Origin of the sequence: Planotetraspora silvatica (assembly GCF_016863315.1) — a bacterium.
In the GTDB taxonomy this organism is placed as follows: Bacteria; Actinomycetota; Actinomycetes; order Streptosporangiales; family Streptosporangiaceae; genus Planotetraspora; species Planotetraspora silvatica.
This window is the reverse complement of record NZ_BOOQ01000064.1, coordinates 24,045-33,755: the sequence shown is the minus strand read 5'-3', so window position 1 is coordinate 33,755 and position 9,711 is coordinate 24,045. Positions and strand designations below refer to the sequence as shown.

The window sequence follows — 9,711 nt, the reverse complement described above, 5'->3', positions numbered from 1 at the left end:
CACCCCTCGAATCACCCAAAGACCTCATGTCCGAGCAGTTCAGTCAGATGTTGAAGTAATAACCCATCTGACGATTTTGCGATGTATGCGGCCATATGTGTTTCTGTGTCCGTTTAAGGGGCAGGGGATTCGCTGGTCTGGCGGCCCGCCAGGGGAATCCGGGGCGACACGCCGAATCTGGCAGGGCAAGCGCGTGAGGAGCGACGATGAAGGACGAATGCAAGGTCGCGGCGGCTGTGGTCGCCGGCTACTACCTAGGCAGGCACCACAAGCTCAGGCTGGCGGCCACGCTGGCAATGGCCGTGCTGGCCAGACGTTTGAAGGCCGGCGGCGTGGGCGGTCTACTCGAACAGGGCACCAAGCTGCTCGGCGGAGCCTCCCCAGAACTCGGGAAGATCACCGAACGCGTGCGTGGTGACCTGCTGGAGATCGGCAAGGCGGCGGCGGTCAACGCGACGAGCAAGCAGATCGACTCCTTGAGCGACCGGCTGCACCAGCGGGCCGAGTCGCTGCGAGCCGCCACCGAGGCCGCCGGACAGGCGGGCGAAAAGGCCGGTGAGGTCGCGGGAGAGGCCACCGGGCGGGTGGGAGAGACCGCCGGGCGCGTGAGTGGGGCGGCGGGAAAGATCGGGAGCCGCATTCCCAAACAGAGGGCCAAGGCCCCCACCCGGCCAGAGCCGGAAGAGGACTTCGAGGACGAGTACGACGAGGCGCCCTACGACGACGAATACGAGGAGCCCGAGGAGACAGAGCCCGAGGAGAAGCCGCGGCGTCGGCCGCAGCGCCCGGCGAGGCCCGTCACACGGGCTCGGAGGTGAGCTGCCATGACCGAGCAGGCGACTGAGCAGACGAGGGAAGGGCCGTTCGAGGCAGGGATCAATGAGTTGCCGACGGCCAGGCTCGGTCAGGAGTTCCAGAACCTGGCCACGGCGGTGGCCGAACGTGCGCTCTCCAACGTGACGGGCAAGTTGGACGGGCTCGCGGGCCGACTGACCGGCTATGTGGAGGACGGCGGTTCGGGCCTGATCGAGGCGGTGACCGGCAAGTCCGGATCCGGGATGCTCTCCGCGCTGACGGGGGGATCGGGGATCTCCGGACTGATCGGCACGCTGACCGGGTCGGACGGCGGGGGAAGCCATCCCATGCGGTCGGCTATCGCCACCTATGCCAAGGAGAAGATCAAGGGGATCTTCAGCCGCGTCGGTGGAGGCAAGGGCGGCAAGGGAAAGAAGATCAAGCTGATCAACATCGTCGAGTCCATCGACATCGGCGCCCCGCTGCGCGTCGTCTACGACCAGTGGACCCAGTTCGAGCAGTTCCCGAGCTTCATGAAGAAGGTCGAGACCGTCAACCAGAAGGCCGACGAGAAGCTCGACTGGAAGGCGCAGGTGTGGTGGTCCCACCGTACGTGGGAGTCGACGATCGTCGAGCAGACGCCGGACAAGCTGATCATCTGGCGTTCGCAGGGGCCGAAGGGATTCGTCGACGGCGCGGTGACGTTCCATGCGATCACGCCCGACCTGACGCGTGTGCTGCTCGTTCTGGAGTACCACCCTCAGGGCATGTTCGAGCGCACCGGCAACCTCTGGCGTGCGCAGGGCAGGCGGGCGCGGCTGGAGTTGAAGCACTTCCGCCGGCATGTCATGACGCAGGTCCTGCTGCATCCCGACGACGTCGAGGGCTGGCGGGGCGAGATCCACGAGAGCCAGGTGGTCAAGGACCAGGAGACCGCCCTGCGCGAGGAGAAGGAAGCGCAGGAGCGGGAGGGCCGCGAACCGGAGGACGTCGAGCAGGCGGAAGAGGAAGAGCCCTACGAGGAGGAGGCCGAGTCCGAGGAGGGCGAGGAGCCTGAGGAGGAGCCTGAAGAAGAAGAGGGCGAGGAGGAGTTCGAGGAGCCGGAGGCCGAGGAGCGCGAGAGGGCACCCTCCCGGCCGGTCAGGCCGCGCAGGCCGATGGCGGAGCGTCCGGCGCGCAGACGCGGGCAGGAACGGCCGGCCAGGGAACGAGACGAGGCCGACGAGGACGAGGAGTCCGAGGGGCGCCGACGGCAGCGCAGAACCCCGGCCGAGCCGAGGAGAGGATCGGCGTCGTTACGGCACGGCCGGTGAGGCGGGCTCCGCGAGCCGCCGGAAGCGGTGACGCTCGGCGCCGGGACGTCTGAGAGCGCCGGAGACCGAGCACCTGGTGGGGTCACATCGAGGGTGAACTCTCGGGGGCGTGACCCCGCCGGAGAGGTCCTTGTAAGAAGGAGGTGGATGGAATGACGGTGACCGTTCCTTCGGGCGGCGGAGGACTGCCGGACCGCCCATCGGGTTCGGGCCTGGCGGACGTCATCGACACAATCCTGGACAAGGGCCTCGTCATCGACGCCTTCGTCCGGGTCTCGCTCGTCGGCATCGAGGTGCTCACCATCGACGCGCGTGTCGTGGTGGCGAGCGTGGACACCTACCTGCGGTTCGCGGAGGCGGTGAATCGGCTGGACCTCGAACAGAGCAAGGAAGGGCTTCCCGAGCTCATCGGCGACGTCACGCAGGGCGTGGCGCACAACAAGTCCAAGGGTGTGGCCCAGGGAGTGATCGAGGCCGCCGGGGAGAAACTCCACGACTACATCGCGGGCACAGTGGAGGAACCCGAGCCGGAGCGACGTGTGCGGCGAAGGAGCGGAGGCTGAGATGTCGAGCTCTACGGAAACATCGCGGCCGGTGGGGGCCGCCGCGCGGGGCGAAGGCGGCATCGCCTGCTACGTGTACGGAATCGTGCCCGAGGACGTGGACATCAGCCCGGACGCCGTCGGCGTGGGCGACCCGCCCGGGCGGGTGAGACTCATCCGGCACGGCGAGATCGGCGCGCTGGTCAGTGATGTCGCGGTGGACCGTCCGCTCGGCCGCGCGGAGGACCTCGTCGGCCACGAGGCGTTGCTGGACGGCGCCGCGGCCGAGGTGCCGGTGCTGCCTCTCAGGTTCGGGGCCGTGCTGACGTCGCCGGAGGCCGTGGTGGGCGAATTGCTGGAGCCGCACCATGACGAGTTCGTCGCCGCGCTGAAGGAGATCGAAGGGCACGTCCAGTACGTCATCAGGGCGACCTACGGGGAGCGCTCGGTGCTCCACGAGATCCTCGCGGACAATGCCGAGGTCAGACGGCTGCGTGACCAGATACGCGGACTGCCGGAGGACGCGACCCGCGGCGAGCGGATCCGCATCGGGGAGCTGATCACCCAGGCGATCGCCGCCAAGCGGGAGGCCGACACGCAGACCGTGGTCGACTGCTTCGCCCCGTGCACCGTGGCGGCCGTCATCCGGGACGCCACCCACGAGCGGGACGCCGCGAACGTCGCCTTCATGGTTCGGTTGGACCAGGAGGCCGACTTCGAGATGGTGCTCGGCGAACTGCGGCGTGAGTGGGCGGACCGGATCGACGTTCGCGTCCTGGGACCGATGGCCGTGTACGACTTCGTCACCTCGGCCTAGCGGGCCGCTGGAGGGGAGGAAAACCAGTGGGACTGATCGGTCTGATCTTCACCTGGCCGGTCGCGCCCGTGCGGGCGGTGATCCGGCTCGGCGAGCTGATTCAGGAACAGGTGGAACACGAGCTGAAGGACCCGGCCGTCGTCAGGCGCCGGTTGGAGGAGCTCGAGGAGGCCAGGCGCTCCGGTCTGATCTCCGCGGAGGAGGAGTCCGAGGCCGTGGAGCGGATCCTCAGCACGATGACAGGCACGCGGAGAGGGTGAGATGTTGTGCCTCCCAGGCGCAGAGCAGGCGACGAGCAGGCCGCGGAGGCGTACGAGCATGAGGAGTTCGACGAGATCGCGGCGGTGATGGTCGAACACGGTGAGCGGGCGCCGGAGCCGCGCAGGCGGCGCCGCGCCATGACGGCGGTGACCGCGGGAGAGCGGGGTCTGCGGTACATCGCGGACCTGACCGTGCGAGACGCGGAGGCCGTCACGCTGGTGGAACCGGCCGACGACGGCTGGACGGTGCACGTGGAGATCGTGGAGGACCGCCGGATCCCGTCCTCCGGTGACATCCTGGCCGTGTACGAGGCCGAGCTGGACGAGGAGGGAGACCTGCGGTCCTACCGCCGGCTGCGGCGCTACCGGCGCGGCACGAGCGAGATCGGGGAGGGTTCGTCGCGATGACGGATCCGGCCAGATCCAGGCCCGTCCTGCGGGACTCCTCCTCCATGCAGCCGATGATGGGCGGCCGCGAGTCCTCCAACCTGGGCGACATCCTGGAGCGAGTGCTCGACAGGGGCGTGGTGATCGCGGGCGACATCCGGGTCAACCTGCTCGACATAGAGCTGCTGACGATCAAGCTCCGGCTGCTGATCGCGTCGGTGGACACGGCACGAGAGCTCGGCATCGACTGGTGGGAGCACGATCCCTGGCTGACGGGCAAGAACCGGGAGCTCGCCGACGAGAACCGCCGGCTCCGCGACCGCCTGGCCGCGATCGAGGAGCGTCTGGACGAGCGTCAGGGTCTCCCGATGCGCGTGCCCGAACAGCGTCCTCGAGAAATCGAGAGACGTGCGGAAAGACGCGAAGCCGTCAGGCGCGAAGCCGTCAGGCGCGAAGCGGACGTGCGCGGAGGGAACGTGCGCGGGGCCGAGAGGCGCGAGGCGGACGGGCGCGGATGGGAGTGGCGCGGTGGCTGACTCCGGCATCTACCTGTACGCCGTGACCAGCGAGGCGGGCGAGGCGTGCCTGAGGCTGCGAGGGGTTCTCGACGCGCCCGTGCGCAAGATCAGCCGCGGAGATCTGGCGGCTTACGTGAGCACCGTTCCGCTGGATCAGTTCGGCGAGGAGCCGCTGGGACACCTGCTGGAGGACCTGGACTGGGTCGGCGAGGTGGCCAGGGCCCACCACCGGGTCGTCGAGGGTGTGGCGGAGGCGGGGCCGACGGCACCGGTGCGACTGGTGACCGTCTACAGCGATGAGGAACAGATCCGGGCACTGCTCGCTCGGCGGCACGACGACTTCCTCGCGGTCCTGTCACGTGTCGCGGGCCGGCGGGAGTGGGGTGTCAAGGCGTACGTCGATCCGGAATCGGCGTCCCACGCCGGCCCCGGCGGTGCTGCCGAGCGTGAGACTTCAGTCGGGCAGAGGGCCGCCCGTCCCGGAACGGCCTATCTCCAGCGCCGCAAGGCGAACCTGCGCAGCCGTGAGGACCTGTGGCGCCACGCGGTCGCGTGTGCCGAGCGACTTCACGCCGCGCTGGGAGAGATCGCCGTGGCCGGCCGCCGGCATCGCCCGCAGGACCCGCAGCTGTCCGGCCGCAAGGAGTGGATGGTCCTCAACGGCGCCTATCTCGTGGAAGAGGAGCGGAGCACGGAGTTCGCCGCGGCCGTCGCGGCCTTCCGCGAGGCCGCGGCGGGAGCCGGTCCGGGAACGGGCACCGGTACGGAAACAGGCCCCGGGCCGGGCGCCGGTCACGGCGCCGGCATGGGCGTGCTGGGCGAAGTCATGGACGTGGCCATGGACGTGGAGCTCACCGGTCCCTGGGCGCCCTACTCCTTCACCGCGGTGGAACTCGAGACGGGAGGTCGGGAGGGAGGCGCGCGGTGACACCGGACATCCGCCGAGGCGCCGCCCTGGCCGAGGAGGGCCGCCTGCCGCCGGAGCGCATAGCCCTCGTGGATCTTCTCGACAGACTGCTCGCGGGCGGGGTCGTCGTGACCGGGGAACTCGTGTTGTCCATCGCCGACATCGAGCTCGTCCGCATCTCGCTGCGGGCGTTGATCGCGTCCGTGCGGGCCCCCGATGAGACGGAGACGGAGGCGGATTATGAGCCGTCCTGGCGGTGACGACGCCGCCGACAGGCCCGGCCGGGACACCGTACGTTCGGACCGGTGGCGCCTCAACACCGATCCCGAGGCGGTCGAGCGTGACCTGAGCCGCCTTGTCCTGACGCTCGTGGAGCTGGTGCGCCAGCTCGTCGAGCGGCAGTGCATCCGGCGGATGGGTGAGGGTGACCTGACCGAGGAGCAGGTCGAGACCCTGGGGCTCACCCTGATGCGCCTGGAGGAGGCGATGACCGAGCTGTGCGAGCGCTTCGGCCTGTCGCCCGCCGACCTCAATCTCGACCTCGGGCCCCTCGGAACCCTGCTTCCCACGGATCGATGACGGCGGTATCCGACCCGCGTGGGTGATATTCAGATGCCGCGGATGAACCCGGACGCGCCGCCGGCAACGCCAAACCACCAAGCGCATTTTCGACCGATATTTCAGGCTAATTGCCGGGAAACTCCTTGCCGCTTCCTTCCCACCCGGCGATGATTGCGAGATCACCGCCACTTCGACACGCTCGGGCCGCGGGCCATGCCCATCCATCCGGAAAGCGGCATCCCCGCCCGATCAGCCACCGCCGGAGCTGCCCGGCTCCGGAACCCGCCTGGGAGGGCTGCTCGGTGCCCGCCGATCATGCTGTTCGCGTCCTGAATACGATCTTCCATATGTGAATTCTTGCGCTGCGTGGTTGACGCGGGAGGGCAGATGACTCGCATGACGGCCGGGATGGGCCGTGACCATCGGGGCCGCTGTTCTGTCTCCTCAAGGGCGCAGTTGTGAGCCACGACGGGAGCACGCTCAAGCGATTACGTCGCGAGTGCGAGGTCCGAGTTCGGCAACTGCCCCTTCCTGTGCCCTTCGATGTGCGGCGGTTGTGCGCGGTCGTGGCCGAGCAACGTGGGCGGCCCATCCATCTGCGGCCCCTGACCGGCGGCGCCGGCGTCTACGGGCTGTGGGTGGCCACCGAGTCGGCCGACGTGATCTTCTACGAGCAGGCGACCACGATGCCGCACCAGGAACACATCATCCTGCACGAACTCAGCCATATCCTCTGCGACCACTACCGGGTGCCGCAGTCGGCCGAGGAGGACACCCGCTGGCTGTTGCCCCACCTGGATCCGGAGATGGTCCGCAGAGTCCTGCGGCGCTCGGGCTACTCGGCCGTCGAGGAGCAGGAGGCTGAACTGCTCGCCTCGCTCATCTGGCAGCGGGCACATGCGGGGTCGGTGACCTCGACGCGTGGTGGAGCGATCTCCGAGCGGCTGCAGGCGGCGCTGGAGTGGTCCGAGCAGCCCCCCGGCCCCGAGACCTGATGAGCGTATGGGGCGAGTGGCTCCGTCTGTACGGACCCGCCGTCCTGACCTGGGTTTTGCTGGCGTGGCGGATCATCTCCACCCGCCGGCTCCCGCGCGATCCCATGAGGACGGCGGTCCTGCTCGCGCTCAGCGGCCTCGCCCTTTCCCAGACCGCCAACGCGCCGGTGGCCTACGCGGCGATCGGCAGGTTCACCGGCGTGCCCAATCTCGCGCGCCTGCTCTGCCACGTCAGCATGCTGCTGGTCATCTGGTCACTGCAGATGTTGCTGTCCTACATGAATCACCCACCGGAGGTGGCGAGAGCGCGGTCCCTGCGGCACGCGTGGTGGACGGTGGCCGGCGTGGCGGCGATGACCGTCTTCTTCGTGCTCGCCCACACCCCGGTCGACGACGTGCGCTTCGCCGAACGTTATGCCGCCACGCCCTGGGTCCTCGAATACTGGCTCGTCTATCTGGCCGAACTGGCCCCGGTCTGTGTGGGCTGGATACGCCTCGGCTGGCGTTACGCCAACCTGGCGGCCGGCCCCACACTGCGATGGGGTGTTCGCATCGCGGTCGTCGGCACGGTCGACGCCCTCGCCTACCACGTGCACAAGATGTTCTTCTTCCTGCAGCACAGGTTCCGAGCCCCGTACCTGGACCACGCTGTCAGCGCCTACGTGGACAAGTTCCTGCCGCCGCTCGCGCACGTCCTCATCGTGGCAGGCTTCACCATGCCGGTGTGGGGGCCGCGGGTGCGCCTGCCGCAGATGCTGGGCTGGCTCCAGCAATACCGCAGCTACCACGGGCTGCGTCCGCTGTGGGTCGCGCTGTATCGAGCCGTTCCCCACATCGCGCTCGCGCCGCCGGCTTCGCGGCTCGTCGAGATGCTCTGGCCCCGCAATCTCAGCCTGCGCCTGTACCGGCGGGTCATCGAGATCCGCGACGGCCGGCTGACCCTGCTGCGCTACCTCGACGCTCAGACGGTCGCCGCCACCTGCGGCGAGGCCGCCGCGAGCGGCCTGACCGGCCCCAAGCTGGACGCACTCGTCGAGGCGGCCACCCTGAGCGCCGCCTTGCGCGCCAAGGCGGGCGGCGCCCGCCCGTCGGGCTCACCGGCGCCGCCCGCCGTGCACGGCGGCGGCGACCTCGACAGCGACATCGTCTTCCTCCGGGATGTCGCCCGCGCCTACCGCCGCCGCAAATGGACGTACTGATCGGGGTGGCTCGCTACTCCACGGGAGTGCCGGCCGCCTCGACCTCGTCCGGCGTCATGCCCAGTTCGGCCAGCGCGGCGGCCATCTCCAGATCCACAGCTGCCATCTCGGTGGCGTCGACCCGGATGTCGCCGTCGGTCACGGGCGCGGTGGGGGGTGCGGTGGGGGACCCGTCGGCGGGTGCGGACGCGTTGCCGAAGATGCGCACCCCGTTGTAATAGACGTCGGCATATCGGCGGCACGCCACACCTAATGCCGACAGGAGTCCGCTGTAGCCGTTGCAGACGTTGTACATGTCCTTTTTGAAATTGCTGTCGATGCGCGCACGGTTGGGCTCGCTGAACCTGCTCTGCTTCTTGTAATTGCGGTAGCCGAAGTCGTGACGCTGGCACGAGGGTAAGAAGTTGAATCCGCCTGGCTTGTTCACCTTCAGGCCCGGGGTCGAGCAGCCGTCGGAGCTCCAGTCGAGTTGGGTGATGTAGTACTTGTAGCCCCGGTTGGTGAGGAATGTGCCGATCGAGATGCTGAAGAGGTACTGGTCGGTCTTCGCCCTGAGCGCGGTCGCGCTCAGGATCGGGTCCGCGGAGGCGGCGGGCGAGATCGCGACCATGGCTCCCAGTGCCGCGGCGGCGACGGCGAGCCCGGCGACGCCGGTGCGCATTCTCATGTGTTTCCTTTCGGGGGGTGCGAAGGACACGGGGGAACGTCTTTCGGCCGCCCGGCTCGGCGGCTCGTGCGGGAGATTTCGACGAACGCGAGCACCGCACATCTGCTGTGTGGATGGCCCGATGTGATGCGCTCGACAGCCTCGCGTTTATCTCAGTTGATGTAGACGCTGTGAATTTAAACCGAGATTAAATGAGTGTCAACTACCATGAATCCATGACGGGGGACGCCATTTACTCTGGCTGGTAAGCTGGGAGTGCCGAGCAGGGTCCACCACGGTGAGCGCACGGGGAGGAAGATCGATGGCCGACGCCGAACCGCGCACCGAGCGGACACTGGCGGACAAGCTGAACCACCTGTTCGCCACCGTGCGCCCGCGCGGCGGCGGGGAGTACAGCCTCGAAGATGTCGCCGAAGCCGTGCGCGAGAGCGGCGGCCCGACGATCTCGGCCACCTACGTCTGGCAACTGCGCAAGGGCATACGCGACAACCCGACCAAACGACACTTGGAAGCCCTGGCCGGCTTCTTCGGCGTGCCGCCCGCGTACTTCTTCGACGACGCGGCGACCGAGCAGATCGACGCCGAGCTCCAACTGCTCAGCGCCCTGCGCGACTCCTCGGTCCGGCAGATCGCGCTGCGCGCCTCCGGGTTGTCCCCCAAGAGCCTGGACGCGATCACCGACATGGTCGAGCGGGTGCGCGAACTCGAAGGACTGCCGGGCATCGCTCCCGACGACGCCTCCTGACACGG

Annotated in this window: 14 protein-coding genes; 13 read left to right on the top strand and 1 reads right to left on the bottom strand. The window is 68.6% G+C overall.

All coding sequences use genetic code 11. The annotated features are described in order from the left end of the window. Window positions 1-206: 206 nt before the first annotated feature. The 12 genes from Psi02_RS37915 to Psi02_RS37860 all read left to right on the top strand — a co-directional run bounded on the left by Psi02_RS37915 (window position 207) and on the right by Psi02_RS37860 (window position 8,294). Window positions 207-818, top strand: a complete 612-nt coding sequence (locus tag Psi02_RS37915; protein WP_203980754.1) for a hypothetical protein — start codon at window positions 207-209, stop codon at window positions 816-818. 6 nt (window positions 819-824) lie between these two features. Continuing rightward, entirely contained in the window at window positions 825-2,108 is a 1,284-nt protein-coding gene (locus tag Psi02_RS37910; RefSeq protein ID WP_203980753.1) for an SRPBCC family protein, read from the top strand. Window positions 2,109-2,260: 152 nt separating this feature from the next. Further along, window positions 2,261-2,671 (top strand): gas vesicle protein GvpJ, encoded by a 411-nt coding sequence (gvpJ, locus tag Psi02_RS37905; protein WP_203980752.1) that lies wholly within the window; start codon window positions 2,261-2,263, stop codon window positions 2,669-2,671. A gap of 1 nt (window position 2,672) precedes the next feature. Continuing rightward, on the top strand, window positions 2,673-3,467 hold the full coding sequence (locus Psi02_RS37900; protein WP_203980751.1) for a GvpL/GvpF family gas vesicle protein: 795 nt from the start codon (window positions 2,673-2,675) through the stop codon (window positions 3,465-3,467). Between the two features lie 26 nt (window positions 3,468-3,493). Further along, entirely contained in the window at window positions 3,494-3,727 is a 234-nt protein-coding gene (locus tag Psi02_RS37895) for a gas vesicle protein GvpG (protein WP_203980750.1), read from the top strand. A gap of 6 nt (window positions 3,728-3,733) precedes the next feature. Next, the gene (gene gvpO / locus Psi02_RS37890) at window positions 3,734-4,135 is read left to right on the top strand and encodes a gas vesicle protein GvpO (protein ID WP_239095504.1); all 402 of its coding nucleotides are present in this window, start codon (window positions 3,734-3,736) and stop codon (window positions 4,133-4,135) included. After that, window positions 4,132-4,650: a gas vesicle protein GvpJ gene (gene gvpJ / locus Psi02_RS37885; RefSeq protein ID WP_239095503.1), complete on the top strand. Its 519-nt coding sequence runs from the start codon at window positions 4,132-4,134 to the stop codon at window positions 4,648-4,650. The genes gvpO and gvpJ (Psi02_RS37885) overlap by 4 nt, the downstream gene beginning before the upstream one ends. Further along, on the top strand, window positions 4,643-5,560 hold the full coding sequence (locus tag Psi02_RS37880) for a GvpL/GvpF family gas vesicle protein (RefSeq protein ID WP_203980749.1): 918 nt from the start codon (window positions 4,643-4,645) through the stop codon (window positions 5,558-5,560). The genes gvpJ (Psi02_RS37885) and Psi02_RS37880 overlap by 8 nt, the downstream gene beginning before the upstream one ends. Then, window positions 5,557-5,799, top strand: a complete 243-nt coding sequence (locus Psi02_RS37875; protein ID WP_203980748.1) for a gas vesicle protein — start codon at window positions 5,557-5,559, stop codon at window positions 5,797-5,799. The genes Psi02_RS37880 and Psi02_RS37875 overlap by 4 nt, the downstream gene beginning before the upstream one ends. Further along, window positions 5,780-6,118, top strand: a complete 339-nt coding sequence (locus Psi02_RS37870; RefSeq protein ID WP_203958306.1) for a gas vesicle protein K — start codon at window positions 5,780-5,782, stop codon at window positions 6,116-6,118. Before Psi02_RS37875 ends, Psi02_RS37870 begins: the two co-directional genes overlap by 20 nt. 548 nt (window positions 6,119-6,666) lie before the next feature. Then, window positions 6,667-7,095: a hypothetical protein gene (locus tag Psi02_RS37865; RefSeq protein ID WP_203980747.1), complete on the top strand. Its 429-nt coding sequence runs from the start codon at window positions 6,667-6,669 to the stop codon at window positions 7,093-7,095. Next, entirely contained in the window at window positions 7,095-8,294 is a 1,200-nt protein-coding gene (locus Psi02_RS37860) for an MAB_1171c family putative transporter (protein WP_203980746.1), read from the top strand. Before Psi02_RS37865 ends, Psi02_RS37860 begins: the two co-directional genes overlap by 1 nt. Window positions 8,295-8,307: 13 nt before the next feature. On the opposite strand, the gene Psi02_RS37855 is transcribed toward Psi02_RS37860, so the two are convergent. Continuing rightward, entirely contained in the window at window positions 8,308-8,961 is a 654-nt protein-coding gene (locus Psi02_RS37855) for a phospholipase (protein WP_203980745.1), read from the bottom strand. Between the two features lie 301 nt (window positions 8,962-9,262). Here Psi02_RS37855 and Psi02_RS37850 point away from each other — a divergent pair, with 301 nt between their 5' ends. After that, window positions 9,263-9,706, top strand: coding sequence for a helix-turn-helix domain-containing protein (locus tag Psi02_RS37850; RefSeq protein WP_203980744.1), 444 nt, complete (start codon window positions 9,263-9,265; stop codon window positions 9,704-9,706). Window positions 9,707-9,711 lie beyond the last annotated feature (5 nt).